Source organism: Thermus sp. FJN-A (genome assembly GCF_054655095.1).
Window position 1 is genome coordinate 178,176 of record NZ_BAAHSC010000164.1, and the last position, 20,752, is coordinate 198,927.

General features: G+C 69.5%; 23 protein-coding genes. 11 read left to right on the forward strand and 12 right to left on the reverse strand.

Annotation, left to right across the window (positions count from 1 at the left end; genetic code table 11):
• The first annotated feature begins 4 nt into the window (after positions 1-4).
• The 6 genes from ACYQ0J_RS02440 to ACYQ0J_RS02465 all read left to right on the forward strand — a co-directional run bounded on the left by ACYQ0J_RS02440 (position 5) and on the right by ACYQ0J_RS02465 (position 4,916).
• Positions 5-778 (forward strand): tRNA (adenine-N1)-methyltransferase, encoded by a 774-nt coding sequence (locus ACYQ0J_RS02440; protein ID WP_460170600.1) that lies wholly within the window; start codon positions 5-7, stop codon positions 776-778.
• Complete coding sequence (locus tag ACYQ0J_RS02445; protein WP_460170601.1) at positions 763-2,313, forward strand: Rqc2 family fibronectin-binding protein; 1,551 nt, start codon at positions 763-765, stop codon at positions 2,311-2,313. Before ACYQ0J_RS02440 ends, ACYQ0J_RS02445 begins: the two co-directional genes overlap by 16 nt.
• Positions 2,314-2,336: 23 nt before the next feature.
• Positions 2,337-2,687, forward strand: coding sequence for an aspartate 1-decarboxylase (panD, locus tag ACYQ0J_RS02450; protein WP_460170691.1), 351 nt, complete (start codon positions 2,337-2,339; stop codon positions 2,685-2,687).
• Complete coding sequence (gene mqnP, locus ACYQ0J_RS02455) at positions 2,684-3,535, forward strand: menaquinone biosynthesis prenyltransferase MqnP (protein ID WP_460170602.1); 852 nt, start codon at positions 2,684-2,686, stop codon at positions 3,533-3,535. The genes panD and mqnP overlap by 4 nt, the downstream gene beginning before the upstream one ends.
• 157 nt (positions 3,536-3,692) lie before the next feature.
• Positions 3,693-4,262 carry an RNA polymerase sigma factor gene (locus tag ACYQ0J_RS02460; protein ID WP_460170603.1) on the forward strand — a complete coding sequence of 190 codons (570 nt, stop codon included), beginning with the start codon at positions 3,693-3,695 and terminating at the stop codon, positions 4,260-4,262.
• Entirely contained in the window at positions 4,263-4,916 is a 654-nt protein-coding gene (locus ACYQ0J_RS02465) for an anti-sigma factor (protein ID WP_460170604.1), read from the forward strand.
• Here ACYQ0J_RS02465 and ACYQ0J_RS02470 read toward each other — a convergent pair.
• Positions 4,913-5,248 (reverse strand): plastocyanin/azurin family copper-binding protein, encoded by a 336-nt coding sequence (locus ACYQ0J_RS02470; RefSeq protein WP_460170605.1) that lies wholly within the window; start codon positions 5,246-5,248, stop codon positions 4,913-4,915. The genes ACYQ0J_RS02465 and ACYQ0J_RS02470 overlap by 4 nt on opposite strands.
• Before the next feature lie 9 nt (positions 5,249-5,257).
• Positions 5,258-5,680, reverse strand: a complete 423-nt coding sequence (locus ACYQ0J_RS02475; RefSeq protein WP_460170606.1) for a hypothetical protein — start codon at positions 5,678-5,680, stop codon at positions 5,258-5,260.
• 106 nt (positions 5,681-5,786) lie between these two features.
• Between ACYQ0J_RS02475 and ACYQ0J_RS02480 the strand changes: the two genes are divergently transcribed.
• Complete coding sequence (locus tag ACYQ0J_RS02480; RefSeq protein ID WP_460170607.1) at positions 5,787-6,365, forward strand: TIGR01440 family protein; 579 nt, start codon at positions 5,787-5,789, stop codon at positions 6,363-6,365.
• On the opposite strand, the gene ACYQ0J_RS02485 is transcribed toward ACYQ0J_RS02480, so the two are convergent.
• From ACYQ0J_RS02485 to ACYQ0J_RS02520, 8 genes are read right to left on the reverse strand one after another with little or no spacing between them, the layout of a single operon-like run.
• Positions 6,340-7,398, reverse strand: coding sequence for a pyridoxal-phosphate-dependent aminotransferase family protein (locus ACYQ0J_RS02485; RefSeq protein ID WP_460170608.1), 1,059 nt, complete (start codon positions 7,396-7,398; stop codon positions 6,340-6,342). The two genes, ACYQ0J_RS02480 and ACYQ0J_RS02485, sit on opposite strands and share 26 nt — an antisense overlap.
• A gap of 10 nt (positions 7,399-7,408) precedes the next feature.
• Entirely contained in the window at positions 7,409-8,197 is a 789-nt protein-coding gene (locus tag ACYQ0J_RS02490) for an NADH-quinone oxidoreductase subunit B family protein (protein ID WP_460170609.1), read from the reverse strand.
• A 9-nt stretch (positions 8,198-8,206) separates the two neighbouring features.
• Complete coding sequence (locus tag ACYQ0J_RS02495; protein WP_460170610.1) at positions 8,207-9,517, reverse strand: hydrogenase large subunit; 1,311 nt, start codon at positions 9,515-9,517, stop codon at positions 8,207-8,209.
• Positions 9,505-10,851 carry a proton-conducting transporter transmembrane domain-containing protein gene (locus ACYQ0J_RS02500; protein WP_460170611.1) on the reverse strand — a complete coding sequence of 449 codons (1,347 nt, stop codon included), beginning with the start codon at positions 10,849-10,851 and terminating at the stop codon, positions 9,505-9,507. The genes ACYQ0J_RS02495 and ACYQ0J_RS02500 overlap by 13 nt, the downstream gene beginning before the upstream one ends.
• Before the next feature lie 3 nt (positions 10,852-10,854).
• A complete protein-coding gene (locus ACYQ0J_RS02505) occupies positions 10,855-11,487 on the reverse strand; it encodes a hypothetical protein (RefSeq protein WP_460170612.1) in 633 nt (210 codons plus the stop codon).
• Positions 11,475-12,329 (reverse strand): respiratory chain complex I subunit 1 family protein, encoded by an 855-nt coding sequence (locus ACYQ0J_RS02510; protein WP_460170613.1) that lies wholly within the window; start codon positions 12,327-12,329, stop codon positions 11,475-11,477. The genes ACYQ0J_RS02505 and ACYQ0J_RS02510 overlap by 13 nt, the downstream gene beginning before the upstream one ends.
• The gene (locus tag ACYQ0J_RS02515; RefSeq protein WP_460170614.1) at positions 12,326-13,984 is read right to left on the reverse strand and encodes a proton-conducting transporter transmembrane domain-containing protein; all 1,659 of its coding nucleotides are present in this window, start codon (positions 13,982-13,984) and stop codon (positions 12,326-12,328) included. The genes ACYQ0J_RS02510 and ACYQ0J_RS02515 overlap by 4 nt, the downstream gene beginning before the upstream one ends.
• Positions 13,981-14,310, reverse strand: coding sequence for an ArsR/SmtB family transcription factor (locus tag ACYQ0J_RS02520; RefSeq protein ID WP_460170615.1), 330 nt, complete (start codon positions 14,308-14,310; stop codon positions 13,981-13,983). Before ACYQ0J_RS02520 ends, ACYQ0J_RS02515 begins: the two co-directional genes overlap by 4 nt.
• 107 nt (positions 14,311-14,417) lie before the next feature.
• On the opposite strand from ACYQ0J_RS02520, the gene ACYQ0J_RS02525 reads away from it, so the two are divergent.
• A complete protein-coding gene (locus ACYQ0J_RS02525; RefSeq protein WP_460170616.1) occupies positions 14,418-15,278 on the forward strand; it encodes a hypothetical protein in 861 nt (286 codons plus the stop codon).
• Here the strand turns inward: ACYQ0J_RS02525 and mscL are convergent.
• Entirely contained in the window at positions 15,232-15,612 is a 381-nt protein-coding gene (mscL, locus tag ACYQ0J_RS02530; protein WP_460170617.1) for a large conductance mechanosensitive channel protein MscL, read from the reverse strand. The genes ACYQ0J_RS02525 and mscL overlap by 47 nt on opposite strands.
• A 140-nt stretch (positions 15,613-15,752) precedes the next feature.
• Here mscL and ACYQ0J_RS02535 point away from each other — a divergent pair, with 140 nt between their 5' ends.
• The 3 genes from ACYQ0J_RS02535 to csaB all read left to right on the forward strand — a co-directional run bounded on the left by ACYQ0J_RS02535 (position 15,753) and on the right by csaB (position 19,695).
• Positions 15,753-16,883 (forward strand): ABC transporter ATP-binding protein, encoded by a 1,131-nt coding sequence (locus ACYQ0J_RS02535; RefSeq protein ID WP_460170618.1) that lies wholly within the window; start codon positions 15,753-15,755, stop codon positions 16,881-16,883.
• 134 nt (positions 16,884-17,017) lie between these two features.
• On the forward strand, positions 17,018-18,718 hold the full coding sequence (locus tag ACYQ0J_RS02540) for a DUF5693 family protein (protein ID WP_460170619.1): 1,701 nt from the start codon (positions 17,018-17,020) through the stop codon (positions 18,716-18,718).
• Positions 18,703-19,695: a polysaccharide pyruvyl transferase CsaB gene (gene csaB / locus ACYQ0J_RS02545; RefSeq protein WP_460170620.1), complete on the forward strand. Its 993-nt coding sequence runs from the start codon at positions 18,703-18,705 to the stop codon at positions 19,693-19,695. The genes ACYQ0J_RS02540 and csaB overlap by 16 nt, the downstream gene beginning before the upstream one ends.
• Here csaB and ACYQ0J_RS02550 read toward each other — a convergent pair.
• Positions 19,670-20,752, reverse strand: a complete 1,083-nt coding sequence (locus ACYQ0J_RS02550) for a hypothetical protein (RefSeq protein WP_460170621.1) — start codon at positions 20,750-20,752, stop codon at positions 19,670-19,672. The two genes, csaB and ACYQ0J_RS02550, sit on opposite strands and share 26 nt — an antisense overlap.

The following is a 20,752-nucleotide window of genomic DNA, read 5'->3' on the forward strand; positions in this document are numbered from 1 at the left end:
TAAAGTGGGCGGGGTGGAAGGCGAGCTCTACCTCCTCAAGGACCCCAAGGGGCGCGCCTTCCTGGTGCGCCTTAAGGAGGGCGGGGTGTTCCACCACCACCGGGGGACGGTGCCCCACGAGGCCATCCGGGAGGCCGGGCCCGGCGGGGTGGTGTGGACCCACCTGGGGGAGCCCCTCTCCGTCCACCGCCCCACCCTGGAGGAGTACGTGCTCCACATGCGGCGGAGCGCCACCCCCACCTACCCCAAGGACGCCAGCGCCATGGTGGCCCTCCTGGACCTGGCCCCGGGGATGCGGGTCCTGGAGGCGGGCACGGGCTCGGGGGGGCTCACCCTCTTCCTGGCCCGGGCGGTGGGGCGGGAAGGGCTCGTGGAGAGCTACGAGAAGCGCCCGCAACACCTGGCCCAGGCGGAGGCCAACGTGCGGGCCTTCTGGCAGGTGGAAAACGTCCGCTTTCACCAGGGAAGCCTGGAGGAAGCCCGGCTGGAACCCGAGAGCTTTCACGGGGTGGCCCTGGACCTCATGGAGCCCTGGGCGGTGCTGGAGCGGGCCTCGGAAGCCCTCATGCCCGACCGCTTCCTGGTGGCCTACCTCCCCAACATCACCCAGGTGCTGGAGCTCATACGCCGGGCGGAGGGCCTGCCCCTTAGGCTGGAGCGGGTCCTGGAGGTGTCCTGGCGGGAGTGGGAGGTGAGGCTTCCCGTGGCCCACCCCCGGTTCCAGCAGGTGGGGCACACGGCCTTCCTGGTGGCCTTTAGAAAATGGAAGGTCTCCTGATCCACGCGGTCTTGCGGGAGCTTCAGGGGGAGCTCCCCGCCCAGAACCTGGGCCTCGCCTTCCCCGAGGAAGGGGCCCTGGCGGTCCTCCTCAAGGGGAGGACGGGGCGGATCTTCAACCTGGTCCTGCGCTACCGCCCCCCCAACCCGAGCCTGGTCCTGGAGGCGGGCACCCTCTCGGGGGAGCCCAAAACCCCCCTGCAGCGGCAACTGGAGGCCCGGGTGAAGGGCCCCTTGGTGGAGGCGGGCCAGCTCAAGCTGGACCGGGTGGCCTTCTTCCGCTTCGCCGGGGAGAAGGGCTTCGTGGACACCCCCCCTTCGGTCCTGGTCCTGGAGGCCACGGGCCGCAACGCCAACCTCCTCCTCCTGGGCGAGGAAGGGCGGATCTTGGGGGTGGACCGGGTCATCACCAAGGAGGTAAACCGCTACCGGGAACTCCGCCCCGGCCTTCCCTACACCCCTCCCCCGCCCTACGCGAAGCTGGACCCGCGCACCGCCTCCCTGGAAGACCTGAGACCCCTCCTGGGCCGACCCCTCAAGGAGGTGGTGCGCCACGTGGACGGGGTGGGCCCATCCCTCATGAAAGAGCTCGCCCGCCGGGCTGGCCTTACCCCCGAGACCCCCTTGGACGAGGGGGGGCTTAAGCGGGTGCACCGGGCCTTGCGGAGCCTGGTGGAAGACCCCGCCTGGCGCACGGAGCTTTCCGAGGAGTTAAGGCGGCGCTGGGCCGAGGAGGAGAAGGAAGCGCTCAGGAAGCCCCTCCTCGAGGCCCTGGAGCGGGAGCGGAAGACCCTCCTCGCCCGGCTTGCCGACTACCACAGGGCCCTGGAGCGCCTGGAGGAGGCGGAAGGCCTCCGCCGCAAGGCGGACCTCCTCCTGGCGCGGCTCAAGGAGGTGCCCAAGGGGGCGGAGAGGGTGGTCCTGGAAGGCTTTGACGGGGGTCCCGTGGAGGTTTCCCTGGACCCCACCCTCTCCCCCCAGGAGAACGCCAAGAAGCTCTACGAGCGGGCCCGGCGCCTGGAGGCGCTTGCGGAGCGGGCCCTGGAGCTCATCCCCCAGACCGAGGCCCAGGTGAAGGCCCTGGAGGAGGAGATGGCCCGGGTCCAGACCGCCTCCCTGGAAGACCTCCTCCGCCTCTCCGCGCGGCCCAAGGAGGGGAAGGGAAAGGGCCCCGGCCTCCGCTACACCTCCCCTTCCGGATTTCTGGTCCTGGTGGGGCGGAACGCCAAGGAAAACGACCTCCTCACCCGCGCCGCCCACTCGGAGGACCTCTGGTTCCACGCCCAAGGGGTCCCGGGAAGCCACGTGATCCTCAAGGCCGAGGGCAAAAACCCTCCCCTGGAGGACCTCCTCTTCGCCGCCAGGCTCGCCGCCTACCACTCCAAGGCCCGGGGAGAGGCCCAGGTCCCCGTGGACTACACCAGGAAGAAGCACGTGTGGCGGCCCAGGAAGGCGGCTCCCGGGCAGGCCCTCTACACCCAGGCCAAGACCCTTTTCGTCCCGGGCACGCTTCCCACGGAGGCGGCGGAAGGGTAGACTTGGCCTCCGTGAGGCGCGTGATGTTCCACGCCAAGATCCACCGGGCCACCGTGACGGAGGCCGATCTCCACTACGTGGGCTCGGTGACGGTGGACCAGGACCTCCTGGAGGCGGCGGGCATCCTTCCCTACGAACAGGTGGACATCTACGACATCACCAATGGGGCCCGGCTCACCACCTACGCCCTCCCCGGGGAGCGGGGCTCCGGGGAGGTGAAGATCAACGGGGCCGCGGCCCACCTGGTGCGGCCGGGGGACCTGGTGATCCTGGTGGCCTACGGGGTTTTTGAGGAGGAGGAGGCGAGAAGCCTCAAGCCCACCGTGGTCCTGGTGGACGAGAAGAACCGCATCCTGGAGGTACGCAAAGGGTGAGCCGCCTCAAGCTTTACCTGGACCTCGTCCGTTTTGAACACACCCTCTTCGCCCTCCCCTTCGCCTACGGGGGGATGCTCCTGGCGGCAGGGGGGTGGCCGGGGTGGCGCACCTTCCTCCTGGTGACCCTGGCCATGGTGGGGGCCAGGACCATGGCCATGGCCTTGAACCGCCTCATCGACTGGCCCATAGATGCCTTGAACCCCCGCACGCGGAACCGCCACCTGCCCAAGGGCCTGGTGAAGCCCTGGGAGACCCTCCTCCTGGCCCTTCTGGGCCTGGTCCTCCTAATCCACGCGGGCCTTTCCCTAAACCCCCTCACCGCCAGCCTTCTGCCCGTGGCCGTCTTTTTCCTCACCTTCTACTCCTATACCAAGCGCTTCACCTGGCTTTGCCATTACGTGTTGGGCCTCACCATCGGGGCCGCCGCCGCCGGGGGCTGGATCGCCGTGGCGGGCACCTTCCACCCCACCGCCTACTGGCTCTGGGCCGGGGTGGGGCTTTGGATCGCGGGGTTTGACATCCTCTACGCCACCCAGGACTACGCCTTTGACCGAACCCATGGGGTGAAGAGCATCCCCGCCCGCTTCGGCATCCCCCAAGCCCTCCTCCTCGCCCGGGCCACCCACCTCCTTGCCTGGCTCGCCCTTCTGATGGCCGGGATAAGCTATGGCGCCGGGTTTTTCTACTACCTGGGCCTCCTCCTCGTGGGGGGGCTTCTCCTCTTTGAGCACCGCCTGGTCTCCCCGGAGGACCTCTCCCGGGTGGAGGTGGCCTTCTTCCAGGCCAACGTGGGGGTGAGCCTGGGGATGTTCTCCTTCATCGTCTTGGACCTCCTTCTGCGCTAGGGGGTTGACCTTGGCGGGAACCCTCGCATAGGATGCCCTCCTGTCGGAGGGGTGGGCGCTTTTTCGGGAAACGGCGCTTGGGTAGCCGGGGAATGTGAAGGGCCTTCCTCGGGGGAAAGCGCAAGGCCGGGGCACTGGGGGTGCATCCGGGGGGGAGGTGGAGGGGGTAGTGTCAGATAGGGAGCGGGTAGCCCTGGAGGTTCTCCTGCTCCGCCTGTCACGGGGAGACGAGGAGGCCTTGGAGGCCCTCTACCAGGCCCTCGCCCCGCGGATTTATGCCCTCCTCATCCGCATTCTGGGGAGCCGGGAAGAGGCGGAGGAAGCCTTGCAAGACACCTTTCTCAAGCTGTGCCGCGAGGCCTGGCGTTACGACCCCAGGCGGGGCGACCCTGCCACCTTTGCCTACGCCATCGCCCGCAATCTCGCCCTTTCCCGGTTGAGGCAAAGGCGGCGGCTACCTCCCCGGGCGGACCTGGACCCCGACGATCCCGAGGGGGATCGGGAGATAGCCCTGGGTTTCCGGGAAGGGGGCCACGAGGAGAGGGTGGTGGCGAAACAAGCCCTGGAAAGCCTTTCCCCGGAGGAGCATCAGCTTTTAGAAGAAGCGTTCTACTTAGGCTTGAGCCACCGCGAGCTGGCCCAGCGCCACAACCTTCCCCTGGGCACGGTCAAAGCCCGGATCCGCCGGGCGCTTCTGAAACTGCGGGAAAGGCTTGGGGAGACCTAGATGGAGCACGTGGAGGGACTTTTGCCCGATTACCTCACCGGAGGCCTCGAGGCCCAGGAAAGGGCCCGGGTGGAAGGACACCTGCGGGGCTGCCCCCGTTGTCAGAAGGAACTCCGTGCCCTGGAGCAAGCCTTTTACCTGGTAGCCGAGGCGTTGCCCCCCACCCCCCCGCCCCCGGGGACCTGGGCCAGGATCAAGGCCCGCGCCCGCCTGGTGCGCGGAGGGCGCCCCCAGGTGCGGTCCTTCTTCTTGGCCGCCGCCCTGGCCGGGGTCTTGCTGGTGGGAGCGCACCTCTGGCAACGGGCGGCCCGGGGCGAGGCCCTTCTGGAACAGGTGGCCTACTGGGCCAGCGACCCCGGGACCCACTGGCGCTTTCTCCGCTCCGACGGGCAGAGCCTGGGACTCTTGCTATGGCGGGAGGACGGTCGCTGCCTGATCCTGATGCGCGAGCCCCCACCCCCAGGGCGCCGCTACCAGCTTTGGGGGGAGGCGGAGGGCCGGTTCCATCCCCTGGCCCAAACGGGCGCCCGGGTGCTGGAAGCCAACTACGGCCGCTTCCGCACCCTGGCGCTGAGCCTCGAGCCCCCAGGGAAAACCGAGGGACCCCGGACGGGTCCCCCGGAAGCGCTCCTGGTACGTCTCCAGCTTCCTTAACGCACCTCTATGCTCCCCCGCATGCCCGGATGGAAGGTGCAAAAGTAGGGGTGGGTTCCCAACTGGTTCAAGGCGATGGGGTCGGAGGTCTGGCCCGGGTTAAGGGTGCCGGTGTTAAAAGACCCGTTCTCGGCGGTGGCGGTGTGAGGGACAGAGTCCTGGTTCTGAAAACGCACGCTGGCGCCCCTGGCCACAAAACACTGGGACGGATGGTAAGCGAACCCCTGAATCTGGATGACCTCGGGACAGGCTTGTAGACCTCCTCCCCCACCCCCTCCCGAAGGGGGGTAGCAGCCCGCCAGCAACAACACGCCCAGCCAAAGCCCGCGCATAAGACCCCCCTAGTACCGCTCCTTAACCGCCCGCAGGTCGCCACAGGCGAGGCTAGCCCCCACCGGGGTGGGGGTGTTGGTGTGCACGTTCACGTAGGTGGTGCCCTCGGGCAGGCGGGCGCTGGGCAGCCGCGTGTAGGCCACGGCCCGCCCGTTGGCGTCCGGCACCAAGGAGGTGAGGCCTAGGATCTGGTCCCCGTTCTGTTCCCGGCAGTTGGCGTTGCCCGCCCGGTTGAAATGGATGTGGTTGGCGTAGGCCCCGGAGTTGGGCCTTAAGCCCTCCAGAAACAGGAAGACCTCAAGGCCCCCCTGGGGCCACGCCAGGACCACCGCCCGCCCCTTCAACCCTTGCCCCGCCATCTCGCTCAGGTAGACCTCGGGCGCTCCCGGCTGCTGCCCCAGGACCAGCAGGAACGCGAGCGCCAGCGCCATGCCGAACCACCATTTCCGCGCCATACGTCTTCCTCCCTTCACCCTGCACTACGCCAAGCGGGCCCAGCCCGGATGCCTCCCCCCAGGCCAGGGGTAGGCTAAGGGTATGGAGGGCATCCGCAAGGCGGCAGAGCGCGCCATCCGGGAGTTCTTGGATCTCTTTCCCATGGAGCGGGGAAGCCTCTTCGTCCTGGGGGGCTCCACCAGCGAGGTCTTGGGGGAAAGGGTGGGGACAAGGCCGAGCCTTCAGGTGGCCGAGGCCATCCTGGAGGGCCTCCTCCCCGCCCTCCAGGAGCGGGGGGTGTGGGTAGCGGTCCAGGGGTGCGAGCACCTGAACCGGGCCCTGGTGGTGGAGCGGGAGGCAGCCCGGGCCTTTGGCCTGGAGGAGGTCACCGTCTTCCCCCACCCCAAGGCGGGGGGCGCCTTGGCCACGGCGGCCTTCCTGCGCTTTCAAGACCCCGTCATGGTGGAGTCCCTAAAGACCCAGGCCCAGGGGGGCATGGACGTGGGCGGGGTCCTCATCGGGATGCACCTCCGCCCCGTGGCCGTTCCCTTGCGGCTTTCCGTGCGGAAGCTGGGCGAGGCCGTCCTCCTCGCCGCCAAGACCAGGCCGAAGCTGGTGGGGGGGGCCAGGGCCGTCTACACCCGGGAGGAGATGCTCAGGAAGCTGGAAGAATACCGCTAAGGGCTTCCCGGAAAAGGGCCGCCGCCCCCAGGGCCTCGTAGCGGTCGTAATGGCCCATGAGGGAAAGCCGGAAGACCCTGCCCTTCAGGGGCCCCTGCCCCCCGGCGATGACCGCCCCCCTCGCGGCGAAGGCCTCCCTCACCGCCCGGTAGGAAACCCCTTCCGGCAGGTAGAAGGCGGCCACCGCGGGGCTTCGCACCTCGGGCACCGCCTTAAGCCCAAGCTCCTCCCCTACCCGGTAGAGAAGCTCGTTCTGCCAGGCCTTCAGGGCCAGGTGCTCGGCAAGGCGGGGGAGAACCTCCTCCAAGACGGCGGCCACCGCCAGGACCAGGTTGATGGCCGGGGTCCAGGCGCTCTCCCCTTCCCTTTGGGCCTTTAGCTCCCGGCCGAGGTCCAGGTAGTACCCCCTGGGCTTCAGCCGCTCCCGGGCCCTGGGGGAGAGGGCCACGAAGCCCAGGCCCGGGGGGCACATGAGGCCCTTCTGGCTTCCCGAGGCCGCGGCGTCCACCCCCATGGCCTCGAGGGCCACCTCCCCCACCAGGAGGCTCGTCACCATGTCCGCCCCCACCAGGCCCTCGGGGTTCTCCCCCTTGAAGGCCCGGGCCAAGGCGGGAAGGTCCACGAGGGCCCCGGTGGAGGTTTCCGAGTGGACGAGGAAAAGCCCCGCGTAGCCCTTTTGGGCCACGTCCTCAGGGCGGGGCACCCGGCCGTAGGGGTAGTCCAGGCGGTGGGCCTCAAGCCCCGCCGCCAGGGCGATCTCGTAGAAGCGCTCGGAGAACTTGCCGTAGACGGGGACCAAGACCTTCTCCCCGGGGGCGAAGAGGTTTTGCGCCAAGGCCTCCATGGCCAGGGTGCCGCTTCCCGTGAGGATCAGGACCTCCCCCTCGGTACGGAAGGCCTCCCTTAGGAGCCCTCGCGCCCTCAGGAACACCTCCCGGGCGGGCTCGGTGCGGTGGTGGAGCTGGGGGCGGGCCAGGGCCTCCAAGGCCTTGGGGTGCAGGCGGACGGGTCCTGGGGTGAGGAGCCACTCCATGGGGAAAAGCTTAGCGCAAGACCCCGCCCACCAGGCGCTGGCGCACCCGGCCCGCCAGGAGGAGGAGGCCGAAGAGGATGGCGCCGGGGCGAGGGGGGTCGCCGGGGACGTACACGTCCACGGGCACCACCCGGTCCACCCCGCCTTCCACCTCGAGGCCCCCGGCAAAGAGCCCGCCGGAGATGGCCTCGTTGCCCACCGCCACCACCCCCTTGGGCTCGGGGACGGCCTCGTAGGTGCGCAAGAGGGCCTCCCTCATGTTGCGGCTCACCGGCCCCGTGACCAAGAGGGCATCCGCATGCCGGGGGGAGGCCACCACGGAGAAGCCGAAGCGGCCCATGTCGTGGAAGGGGTTTCCCAGAAGGGCGATCTCCGAGTCGGCAAGCCCCGTGTCCCCCGCGCTCACCTCCCGGAAGGCCAGGGTGGGGAGGGCGAGCTCCTTCCGGGGAGGGGGCGGCGGCCCAGGGTCCAGGAAGGTCCCCCGCTCCAGGTCCACCCGCTGGACCAGGTCCTCCTTCCGGGTGACGGCCACCTCCAGGCGCTTCATCTCCCCCACCGCCTCGGGATGGGCTAGGGCGCACCGCCCACAACCCACGCACCGGGCCAGGTCCAGCCCGAAGGTTCTTCCCTCCTGGAAGAAGGCTCCGCTGGGGCAGAGCCCCATGAGGTCCTCCCGTACCGGCTCCGTGAGGCCCTCAGGGCGCAGGAGGGGGTAGCCGAAGGCGTGGTCCGGCACCCGCAGGAGGGCCTCGAGGGGACGGGCCAGAAGGCCGATTTTCCAAGTCTTCAAGAGGCTCATGCTCCACCCCTAAAGGTCGTTCCCGGCGTAGGAGAGGTCAAAGGACTTGTTGCAAAGGGGAAAGTCCGGGAGGCCTTCCCCGCGCACCGCTAGCTCCAAGGCCCGCCAGTTCTTGAAGGAGGGGTCCACCCCCTCCGCCAAGGCCACCTTGCCGCCCTCCAGCCGCACGAACCAGAAGACCTCGCCCCGCCCCGCCTCCACCCGGGCCATGGCCTCCCCGTCCCCCGGGGGAAGGTCCTGGGCCAAGGGGCCCTCGGGGAGGTGGGTGAGGAAGCCCAGGGCGTAGTCCAGGGCCTGAAGCGCCTCCTCCGCGTACACCTGGGCCCGGGAGAGGACGTCCCCCCCCTGGCGCACCACCGGCCGGAACCCGGGGTAGGCGGGGTCGTCCTGCCGCAGGTCCCGGGCCACCCCGCTGGCCCGGGCCGTGGGCCCCACGAACCCGTAGGCCTCCGCCTCCACCCGGCGCACCACCCCCACGTAGCGCATGCGGTCCAGCACCTGGGGGTGCTTGAGGAGGCGGGGCAACAGCCGGGAAAGCTCCTCCCGATAAGTGGCCAAGGCCGCCAGGTCGGGCCGCCCCTCCCGCCACACGCCCCCCACCCGCACGAAGTTCCGCCCGTAGCGGTGGCCGGTGAGGCGGTCCACCTCCCCCTGGAGGAGGGCCCGGATGCGCCCCACCTGGGTGGCCCCGTAGGCGTAGCCGATATCGGTGAAAAGCCCCGCCAGGTGCCCCAGGTGCCCGAAGGCCCGCTCCAGCTCTAAGGCGGCGAGGCGCAGGGCCTGGGCCCGGGGTGGGGCTCTGCGGCCCAAGGCCTCCTCCCAGGCCAGGGCGAAGGCCAAGGCGTGGGCCACGGGCTCGCTCCCGGCCCGTTCCGCCAGGAGGAGGGCCGCCTCAGGACCCTTCCCCAGGAGGCGCCTTAGGAGGCCCCGGTGCTGGTAACCCAACCGGATCTCCAGGTGCAGGATCCGCTCCCCCAGGACGCTGAAGCGGAAATGGCCGGGCTCAATGATGCCCGCGTGCACCGGGCCCACCGGCACCCCGTGGAGCTCGGGGAACTCCCGGAAGGCGTAGGGGAGGTCGTGCCGCCTTAGGGGCTTGGGCCCAGGATGGCCCACCGGGGTGTAGCCCCGCTCCCACAGGGCCCGCTCGAACCAATCCAAGGAGGGGAACTCCGAGGCCAGGCTGGGGAAACTCCCCCCCTCGCCCAGGCGGAAGACCCGGAGAGCCCGCCCCACCTCCACCACCAAGACCGCCTGCCCCCCCTCGGGGAAAAGGGCCACGGGGCGCCCCTCCCGCAGGGCTTCCCTCACCGCGTCCACAGCACCACCTCCAGGGTCTTAAAGGCCCCCACCGGGGGAAACACCCCGAGGGCCAGAAGGAGGGCCAGGAGGAGCCACAGCGCCCACAGGTCAAGCCCCCTGGCCTTGAGGGGTTTTCCCGGGCCAAAGCCCATCTGGGTCATGGGGCCGAGGAGGCCTACGAAGGCGAGCCCGAGCCCGGCCAGGTAGAGGGCAGCCAGGAGGGGAAAGCGCATGGCCGCCTCCACCGCCTTGAACTCCGCGAAGAAGAGGGGGAAGGGAGGAAGCCCCCCGAGGGCGGCCAGGGCCAGGACGAAGGGCACCCCCAAACCGGGAAGGGAGCGGAAAAGGCCCCCCACCCGCCCCACCTCCTTGGCGTGGGTGAGGGCCAGGATCCCGCTCGCCCCCAAAAAGGCCAGGGTCTTGGCCAGGGAGTGGGCCAGGGTGTGGAAGAGGGCCAGCCAGGGCAGGCCCAGCCCCAGGGCGAAGACGGCGAGGCCCATGTGCTCCATGCTGGAGTAGGCCAGAAGGCGCTTGTACTCCTTTTGGCCGAAGAGGAAGAGCCCCGCCGCCAGCAGGCTCAGGAGGCCAAAGGCGAGAAGGAGGCTGGAGGCAAAGGGGAAAAGCCCCGCCGCCTGGGCCAAGGCGGTGTAGCGCAGAAGGGCGTAGAAGGCCACGTTGAGGAGGGTGCCGGAAAGCAGGGCCGAGGCCGGCCCCGGGGCCTCCGCATGGGCGTCGGGAAGCCAGGCCTGCAGGGGGAAGAGGCCCACCTTGGTGCCGAAGCCCACCAGGAGGAGGGCGAAGGCCAGCTTAAGGCCCTCCGGGTTGGCCCCCTTCACCAAGGCCCGGGCCTCCCCCCAGTCCAGGGTGGCCCCGGAAAGCAGGGCGTAGACCAGGATGACCCCCATGAGCCCCAAGGCGATGCCCACGCTCCCCAACATGAGGTACTTCCAGGTGGCCTCCAGGGCCCTGGTTCCCCCCTTGTGGTACACGAGGAGGGCCGAGGCCAGGGTGGACCCCTCCACGAAGATCCAAAGCACCCCCAGGTTGTGGGCCAGGTAGGCCCCGTGGGCCGCCAGCAGGAAGAGGGCACCCGCCCAGTAAAAGCGCCAGGCCTCTTCCTCAGGGAAGTAGCCCCGGGCGAACAGGGCGATGAGGGCATAGAGGAGGTCGGTCAGGAGGAGGTAGAAGAGGCCCACCCCGTCCAGGCGAAAAGGCCCCGCCACCTGCCCCAGGAGGAAAGGGGCCAGGGCCGCCGAGAAGAGGGGCGCCAGGAGGGAAAGCCGCGCCAAGGCGTCCCGCTCCCGTCGGCCCAGGAGGGCCAGGAGGGGAAGGAGCAGAAGGAGCCAAAGCATCCCCTACCCCCTCAGGGCCCGCATGCGGGCCGTGTCCACGTGGCCCATCTCCCCCTTGATGCGGAAGATGAGAATCCCCGCCAGGAACACCGCGGCGAAGGCGTCTAGGGCCACCCCCAGCTCCACGAAGAGGGGCAGGCCGTGGCTCTCCGAGAGGGCCAGGAGGAAGACCCCGTTCTCCAGGGCCAGGAAGCCCAGCACCTGGCTGATGGCCTTCTTTCGGCTCACCATGGAGAGCACCCCCAGGAGGACCAGGGAGAGGGCCACCGGCACCCCTTGGGGCAAGGGCGCCTCGGGCAGCACGAAGACCGCCCCCACCCGGAAGGCCAGGCCGGTGAGCAGGCCCGCCAGGAGGAGGGAGAGGGAGACCGAGAGGTACCCCTCCACCTCGTGGCTGACCTCGAGGCGGTCCAGAAGCCAGAAGAGGTACCAGGGGATGGCCACCCCCTTGATGAGGAAAAGGGCCAGGCCCGCCAGGAGGAAGTGCACCTCGCCCCGGGCCAGCCCGAAGGAGATCAGGGCCAAGAGCACGTTCTGAAGCGCGTAAAGCCTGATGACCGCATCCAGGCTCCTGCGGCTCACCATCAGGAAGCCCGTGGCCAAGACCGCCAGCACCAAGGTGTTCAGAACCTCCATACCGCCCCCAAAAGCGCCAGCACCCCGAAGAGGGTGTTGTAGGAAAGAAAATCGGGAAGCCGCAGGTAGCGAAGCTTCACCCCGAAGGTCTCCAGGTACCCCAAGGCCAGCACCCAGGCCGCGGCCAGCCCCAGGAAGACCAGCACCTTGGGGCCGGGCAGGAGAAGGGCCATGAGACCCGCGTAGAACAGCATCTTCACCGAGGCGGCCAGCTCGTATAGGGCCAGCAAGGGCCCCCCGTGGTCCAGGAGCTGGGCCTCGTGGATCATGGTGAGCTCCAGGTGGGTGGTGGGGTCGTCCACCGGCATCCGCGCCCCCTCCGCCAGAAGGGCCACCGCCAAGGAGGCCAGGACCAAGAGGAGCACCAGGGCGTTTTGCGGGCCGAGCTCCGGGAAGCCCGCCAAGCGGGGCCCCTCCCCGGCCAGGGCCGCGGCCCCCAGGGCCATCAGGGTTCCCGGCTCGGCCAAGAGGGTGACCAGGCCCTCCCGGTAGCTCCCCTGGGCCCCAAAGGCGCTCCCCGTGTCCAAGGCGGAAAGCATCTGGAAAAAGCGGCCCAGGTTGAGGAGGTAGAGGGCCACCAGGAAGTCCCCGGTGAACCCGGGACCCGGCAGCAGGGGAAGGAGGCTTGCCGCCGCCAGGGCGCCCCCAAGGGCTAAAGCCGGGCCCAGGAGGAAGACGGGGGTGCTTAGGGTGGGTCTCACCCAGGCCTTCCCCCAAAGCTTGGCCAGGTTCCGGTATTCCAGGAGAGGGCTAGCCCCCCGGCGGTGGGTGAGCCTAGCCTTCAGCCACTTCACGCTGCCCCCAAAGAGGGGGGCGAGGAGGAGGAGCAAGAACGCCGTCATAGGAGCACCACCCCCAGGACCACCACCAGGGTCAGAAGCTGGAGGAGGAGGTAAAAGTGCAGGCTTCCCGACTGCAGGGTTTGGACCAGGCGCGCGAACCGGGAATAGCCCTCCCCCAGCTGGCGGTAGACCCCCGCCAAGGGCTCCTCCAGCCTCGGCCGCTCCCCCACCTCGAGGCGCAGGAAGGGAAAGAGGCGCAGGGCAGGCTCCGAGAAGCCCAGGCCGTTCGGCTGCATCCTGGGGCTCAAGCGGGGGAAGCCGCAGTCCCAGGTGCCATAGGCCCGGTGGGGCCTCCGGGCAAGCCAGCGAACCAGGCCCAGGGCCAGGAAGAGGAGGGGGAAAACCCCCCAGTTGGGGTACACCTCCTGGGCCAGGGGCTTCAAGAAGAGGTCCGGAAGCAGGCTCAAAGCCCCCAGAGGAACCGCCAGCGCCAAAAGCCCCCCCCGCATCCCCGGGCCGAGCTCCACGCCCACCTCCGCCCGCGCCGCCCCCAGGAAGGCCAGGCCGAAGAGGCGCACGTAGAAGTAAAGGGCGAGCGCCCCCACCAAAGCCAAGGCCCCGACGCCCAGAACCAGGAAGCCGGGGGCGGCGAAAAGGCCCTGGTACAGGGCCCACTCCGCCACGAAGACCGCCCCGGGAGGTAGCCCCGCCCCCACCGCCACCCCCAACAGCCAAAGGCTCCCCAGAAAGGGCTCCTGCCGCCAAAGCCCTCCCAGGCGGGATAGCCGCCGCTCGGCCAAGGCCCCCGAGCCCAGGAAGAGGAGGCCCTTGAAGAGGGCATGCCCCACCTGGTGCAGGAAGAAGGCCGCCAGGAAGAGGGGGGCCCCCGTGAGGAAGTACCCCCCCAAGGCAGCCAGCATCAGGCCTAGGTTCTCCACGCTGGAGTACGCCAGGGCCCCCTTCAGGTCCTCCTCCCCCAAGCCCCGCACCAGGGCGTACACCGCCCCCAGGAACCCGAGCAGGGCCAGGGCCAGGCCCACCCAAGCAGGGGGCGGGCCGAACCAGGCCCAGGCCTGGTAGAGGCCGTACAGGCCCAGCTTGGTCATGGCCCCGGAGAGGAGGGCGGAGACCGGGCTGATGGCCACGGGGTGGGCCAAAGGAAGCCAAAGGTGGAAGGGGAAGAGGGCCGCCTTCACGCCGAAGCCCAGCAGGAGGCCCGCCCAGACCCAGTCCGGGCCCAGGTGCCCCTGGCCCAGGAAGGCCAGGTAAAGCCCGGCCCCCGAGAGCCGGCTCGCCAGGAAAAAGGCCCTGGCCCCCTCCTGGGCCTTGGGCCCCTCCAAGGCCACCAGGAGGTAGCCCAAAAGGGCCATCCCCTCCCAGAGGAAGAGGAAGGCGAACCCCGGGGGCGCCAGGGAGACCCCGGCCATGGCCAGGAGGAAAAGGGGCACGGTCCCGGCGTAGGCCCTGGCCTCCTTGGGGTGGTGGGCCAGGTAGTCCGGGAGGTAGGGGGCAAGGCCGAGGGTCAAAAGCCCCAAGAGCATCAGGAAGAGGCCGCCAGCGCTGGCCTCCGCCCCCCACAGGGCCCCGCCCCCCAGGAGGAACCCCAGGCCGCCCGCCCCCAAGAGCCAGGGGTACGCCCTCCCCTTCCCCGCCCACCCGCCCGCCAAGGCGGAGGCCCCCACGAGCAGGAAAGCGGCCAGGAGAGTCCAGCTCACGCCTCCTCCTTCAGGGCCTCGAGGCGGCCCCGCTCCGCCTCCAGGTGCCGCTCAAAGATCCGCCGGCCCAGGTCCAAGAAGGTGTAGACCTCCGGGTCGCGGGTGCGGTAGTAGACCATCTGCCCCTCCCGCCTGGCCTCCACCAGCCCCCGCTCCCTCAACAGGGAAAGCTGCCGGGAAAGCCCCGACTGCTCGGCGCCGAGTTCCCGCTGCAGCGAGGAGACCGACTTCTCCCCTTCCCGGAGGGCGTCCAAGATGGCCAGGCGCAGGGGGTGGGCCAGGGCCTTGAAGAACTCGGCCTTGTACCGGTGGAGGGCGCTAGGCATATATCCTCCTGTGACCATATGCGCATAGCCACATATTTCCACCCTACGCGGCCCCGCCCCGCCCGTCAACCCCGGAGGTGGTATCATGGCCCGCCGATGGTCTAGCCATGGCACCCCCCCGCTACGCCCTCCGCTACACGGCCCAAGGCCTCGAGGAGGCCCTCCTCCCCCTGCCCCAGGACGGGCCGGGCCAGGAGGTAGCGGAACTCGCCCTCTCCAAGAGGCCCCTGGACGTCTACGCCCACCGGGGAAACCTCCTGGCCCGCTTCCGGCTGGAGCCGGAAGAAACCCTGGAGGTCCGCTTCCGCCTCCGCACCGCCCCTCTCCAGCACGCCCCCCCTTGGGCCAAGGCCCTCTTGCGGGAACCCCCGGAGGCCTGGCCCGGGATCCTGGCCCACCGGGGCCACCGGGTGGAAAGGGCTCTGGGCTTTCTCCTCTCCGGCAGGCCCCACACCTGGTTCCTGGTGGACGGCCTCCCCCTGGACCCCCTCCTCTTCCAAGCCCTTGGGGAACACCCCGCCCACCTCCTTCCCCTGGGGGTGGCGCCGGACCCGGGGCTTTACCTGGGCGGGCACGAAGGCAGAAGGCTCCTCCTCCTCAAGGCCCCCTGGCCCGGGGAAGAGGAACCCCTCTGGCAGGGCCTCAGGCCCCTGGGCCTGGACCCCTTGCCCGCCCTGCGCGGCCTCGCCTTTGCCAGCCTGGGGCTTTCCGCCCTGGGCCTAGCCACGGGCCCCTGGCCCTACCTCCCCTACCTGGGCCTTCTCGCCCTCAGGCAGGGGCCAGCCCTCAAAGACCTCCTTTGGCGAAGCCCCCGCCACGCCCTGGAAAGCCTCCTCTTCCACGCCTTCGCCCTCTCCGTGACCACAAGCCCCAGGCCGGAGCTGGGCCTCGCCTACCTGGCCCTCTTCCTCTGGAACCGGGTCAGGCCCTCTTCCGCAACTCCAGGAGGATCTCCCGAAGAAGCTTGACCTCTTCCGGAGGCTCAGGCGGCGCGGGCGGGGCCGCCCTTTCCTCCCGCTTCAAACGGTTTTGAACCTCCCGCATGGGCACCACCACCAGGAAATAGATGGCCGCCGCCACCACCACAAAGTTCGCCACGGCGTTAAGAAACTTGCCCATGCCCAAAGGCCCAAGTTTCCAGGCAGAAAAGTCGGGCACCCCACCCAAGGTCCCGAGCAAGGGCGTGAGCACGTCGGCCACCAAGGAGTTCACCACCTGGCCGAACGCCCCACCGATGACCACCGCCACCGCCAGATCCACCACGTTGCCCCGCATCAAGAAGTCCTTGAACCCCCTTAACATAAGGCTCCTCCTTTAGAACACTGGCCCAGTTTGTTCGGGCCTCCCCATTCTAAGCGCACGGGGGGTGAAGGCCCTGTTAAAATCAGGCCGTACCCCCGATGGGCCAAAGGGGCTCAAAGCGCGGGGTAAGGGAGGAACCGATGGCCAAGGTAAAGCTGGAGCACGTGTGGAAGCGCTTCGGCAAGGTGGTGGCGGTCAAGGACTTCAACCTGGAGACCGAGGACGGGGAGTTCGTGGTCTTCGTGGGGCCCAGTGGCTGCGGGAAGACCACCACCTTGCGGATGATCGCGGGGCTGGAGGAGATCTCCGAGGGCAAAATTTACATCGGCGACCGCCTGGTGAACGACGTCCCCCCCAAGGACCGGGACATCGCCATGGTCTTCCAGAACTACGCCCTCTACCCCCACATGAACGTCTACGAGAACATGGCCTTTGGGCTCCGCCTCAGGCGCTACCCCAAGGACGAGATTGACCGGCGGGTGAAGGAGGCCGCCCGCATCCTCAAGATCGAGCACCTCCTCAACCGCAAGCCCCGGGAGCTCTCGGGCGGCCAGCGCCAGCGGGTGGCCATGGGAAGGGCCATCGTCCGCGAGCCCAAGGTCTTCCTCATGGACGAGCCCCTCTCCAACCTGGACGCCAAGCTCCGCGTGGAGATGCGGGCGGAGATCGCCAAGCTCCAGCGGAGGCTTGGGGTCACCACCATCTACGTGACCCACGACCAGGTGGAGGCCATGACCCTGGGCCACCGCATCGTGGTCATGAAGGACGGGGAGATCCAGCAGGTGGACACCCCCTTAAACCTCTACGACTTCCCCGCCAACCGCTTCGTGGCCGGGTTCATCGGCAGCCCCTCCATGAACTTCATCAAGGCCCGGGTGGAGGTTCAAGGGGAGAAGCTCTACCTCACCGCCCCCGGTTTCCGGGTGCGGGCCAACGCCACCCTGGCCCAGGCGGCACGGCCCTATGCGGGCAAGGAGGTGTGGATGGGCATCCGGCCCGAGCACCTGGGGCTAAAGGGCTACACGGTAATCCCCGAGGAGGAAAACGTCATCCGGGGCGAGGTGGAGGTGGCCGAACCCCTGGGAGCGGAGACGGAGATCCACGTGAGCGTGGACGGCGCGGTCCTGGTGGCCAAGGTGGACGGCCACGCCCCCGTGAAGCCCGGGGACCGGGTAGAGCTTTTGGCGGACACCTCCCGCCTCCACGCCTTTGACGTGGAGACCGACGCCACCATCGGCCACGCCCAGGAGCGGGAGGCCGTGGCCCGGTAGCCCGAGGGAAACCCGCTTCCCCACCCTTATCATGGAAGGGTGAGCGAGTTTCCTAAGCCCTTCGTCATCGGCATCGCCGGGGAAACGGCGCGCGGCAAGAGCGCCCTAGCCCGCCTGGCGTGGATGGGGGTGGCATGAAGCGCCTCCTGAACCTCCTCATCCTCCTGGCCTTGGCCCCTTCCCTCCTCTCCCTCCTGCCCCGCATGCGGGCCGAGCGCCCTGGCCCCGTAGTCCTGGTGGTGGATGCCGAGGCGGTGCGCGAGGAGGCCCGGGCCCAGGGGCGTGGCCTCCTGGAGGCCCTCGCCGCCTACCGGGCCCTTGGGGTGGAGGGCGTGGCCTTCCCCGAGCGCTTCGTGAAGGACTGGGTGGCCCAGGGGGCGCTCCTTTACCGGAACGGCCGGGAGCTTTTGGAGTCCGGCCTTCCCGCAAGGCCTTCCTGGTACTACCTGAAGGGCGAGCCCTGGCTCTTGGACCTCCTGAAGGGGGCCTACGGGCTCCCCACGGAAAGGCTTGGCCCCTGGCTTGGCTTTCCCGTGGACGTGCAGGCCTTCCCCGCCTTCTACCCCCTGGAGGAGGTCCGGGGGGCCAAGGAGGCGGGGTTTTTCGTGGTGGTGCGCCCCATCAACCACCGCTACCGCCTCCTGGACCCCGCCCTTCCCCTGGTCCCCAAGGAGGCGGATGCGGTGGTCTTCGCGGGCCTCGAGGCCCTGGGTTACCCCTACCGCCTGGAGGAGGCAGAGGCCCTGGTGCAGGTGCCCGTGGCCCTCATCGAGGGCACGCCCCAACCCGGCCTCGCCGCCTTCCAGGAGCGGGGCGTCCTCCGCCTCTTCAGCCTGCGCTACGAGTGGCAGCTCACCCTAGACCCCCTGGAGGCCGCGGACAAGTACGTCCTGGCCGCCAGGGAGCGGGGCCACCAGCTCCTATACCTCAGGCCCTACCCCTACCCCGAGGACACCGTCCGCTTCCTCCAGCGCCTCCTTCAAGGCCTGGAGGCGAGCGCCATCCCCCTCGGCCACCCCAAGCCCCGGGACTTCGCCCCAAGCCCCTGGCGCCACGCCGCCTGGGTAGGGGTGCTGGCAGGGCTTGGCCTCCTCGCCCTGGGCCTACCCGTCTACGGGCCCTTGGTGGCCTTTCTCCTTCTCCTTCTCGCCCTGGGCTATGCGGGAAGCCAGGCCGGGGCCCTCCTCGCCGCCCTGGTCTTCCCGGTGCTGGGCTTTCTGGGGCCCAGGAACGGCCTGTGGTTTTGGCTCCGCACCCTGGGGTATGCCCTGGCGGGGGCGGTTTTCCTCTCCGCCTTGGGCTCCACCCCGGCCACGGTCCTGGGGCTCCAGGCCTTCAAGGGGGTCTCCCTCACCCTCCTCCTGCCCCCCCTCCTGGTGGCCCTAAGCTTCCTGGACCGGGACTTCAAGGGAAGCCTCACCCGGCTCTTCCTCCACCCCTTGCGCCTGGGGGAGGTGGCCCTGGCGGGCCTGGCCCTCCTCCTCCTGGGCCTGGCCCTCCTCCGGCGCGGGAACGATGCCCCCATCGTCCCTGACCTGGAGCTCAAGCTCCGGAGCCTCCTGCAGGAGGTGATGGTGCGGCCCCGCTTCAAGGAGGTCTTCGGCCACGCCCTCTTCCCCCTGGCCCTCCTCCTCCCCTGGCCCCGCTGGATGCAAAACGGCCTCCTCTTCCTGGCCGCCTTGGGCGTGGCCTCCATCCTCAACACCTTCAGCCACTTCCACACCCCCCTCCTCATCTCCCTCTTCCGGGTGGTGAACGGGGCCCTCCTCGGCCTTCTCCTGGGGCTTCTCGGGGTTATCCTGGTAAGGAGGCTAAGGGCATGGTGGTCGGGGTAGCGGGGTACTACGGGTTCAAAAACGCGGGGGACGAGGCCATCCTGGAGGCCATCGCCCGGGAGCTCAAAGCCCGGGGCCACCGGGTTTTAGCCCTTTCCGGCGACCCCAGGCGCACCGCGGGGGAACACGGGATCCGGGCGGCCAACCGCCTGAACCCCCTGGCCCTCTTGCAGGCGGACCTGTGGCTTCTGGGGGGCGGAGGGCTCTTGCAGGACGCCACCAGTTCCCTAAGCCTTCTCTACTACCTGTCCGTCCTGCGGCTCGCCCGCTTCTTCCGCAAGCGGGTCGTGGTCTTCAACCAGTCCCTGGGCCCCCTTTCCCCCTGGGGGGAGCGCCAGGTCCAGCGGGCCCTAAGGGACGTCCCCCTCATCCTCAGGGACCAGGATTCCCTGGACTACGCCAGGCGGCTTGGCCTTCCCGCCACCTTGGGGGCCGACCCCGCCCTGCTCCTCACCCCCCCGCCCGTGAAGCGGGAGGAGGACCTGGTCCTGGTCATTCCCCGGGCCGGGGTGGGCCAGGAGGCCCTGAAAAACCTCTACATCACCGCCAACCACCTGGTGCACGAGGGCAAGCAGGTGCTGGTCCTCCTCCTGCAACCCGGCTACGACGACGAGGTGGCGGAGGTCTTCTACCTCCACCGCATTGAGAAGACCTCGGACCCGCGGCGGGTGCTCTACCTGGCCGCCCAGGCGGGATATGTGATCTCCATGCGCCTGCACGGGCTCATCCTGGCGGCGGCGGCCGGCACCCCCTTTGCCGCCCTCTCCTACGACCCCAAGGTGGCGGCCTTCGCCAAGGAGGCCGGAGCCTACTTCCAGGAGCTTCCCGGCGATCCCATCAAGCTGTCCAAGGCGGCCATGTACGGCCGCATCCCCGACTGGGAAAAGGTGGCGGCCCTGAAGGAGCGGGCCCGCCGAAGCTTTGACCTGGCCTTGGGGGAGGCCACCTTGGTCAAGCGCCCCCACGGACCCGGCTGAGGCGGTCCTTCAGCCCCTGGGCAAAGGCCTGCAGGTCGGAAAGGGCCTCCTCCACCTCCTGGCGGAGCAAGAACTCCCCGGGGGACAGGCGCTTGAGCACCAGGAAGGGAGGCTGGGCGAGAAGCTCCACCCCCTGGCGCACCACCTCGGGGATGAGGCCCTCCTCCAGGGCCTCGGCCTCGAGGTCCGCCAAGAGGAAGACCTCTCCCATGGGCTTTTGGGCCAGGAGGAGGAGGAGGGCGGCAAAGGCCCCCCGCTCAGAGAGTTCGGCCACCAGGCGGTCCTCCAGAGCCTCCACCGCCTCCAGGTCCACCCGCCCTTGGCAGAGGAGGTCTTCCAGGTCCAGAGGGGAAAGGGGGAAACGGGCCTTGAGGCGCACCAGGCGGTTCACCGCCTCGGGGGAAAGGTAGCCGAGCCCCTCGGGCACCGCCTCCTTCTGCGACTCCGGGGCCAGGAGGGCCGCGTAGGACCCAGGCCCCCGGTAGGGCTTGAGGAGGGCCAGTTCCCCTTCCCCCGGGCGCAGCAGGGCGAGGACCACCTGGCGGCGCCCCAAGGGAGCCCGGTACACCCAAGGGGGCCCTCCCTCCAGGTGGAAACCCAGCCGCCTCAGGTCCTCGGTCACCCCCGGAGGCTCCAGGACCCTTTGCGGCTCGTGGGGGAAGAGCACCTCCTTGGGGTAAGGGGTGACCCGGACCCGCCGCTTTTCCAACCTGGGCTCGCTACCCCCTTGGGCCTCCTCTTCCCTTCGCCCCACCTCCCGGACCTCCCCCGGCACGCCCGCCCGGGGCAGGTTCCTGGGGGCCGCCTTGAGCTCCACCTCCTCGCCCCTGAAGTAAAGGAGGATGGTCTCGTTGGCGGAAAGCCGCCTTTTCTGGTAGTAGGGCAAAAGCCCCCGCACCACCCCTTGCCGCCAGTCCACCTCGGCCTCGTAGACCTCCCCCTCCTCGTCCACGAAGCGCACCCGCTCCTTGCCGAGGAGGTTCTGGCGCAGGGAGAGGGTGAGGGCCATGGTCCCGGTCTGAATACAGGCGCTGGTCAGAACATAGCGCGCGGTCAT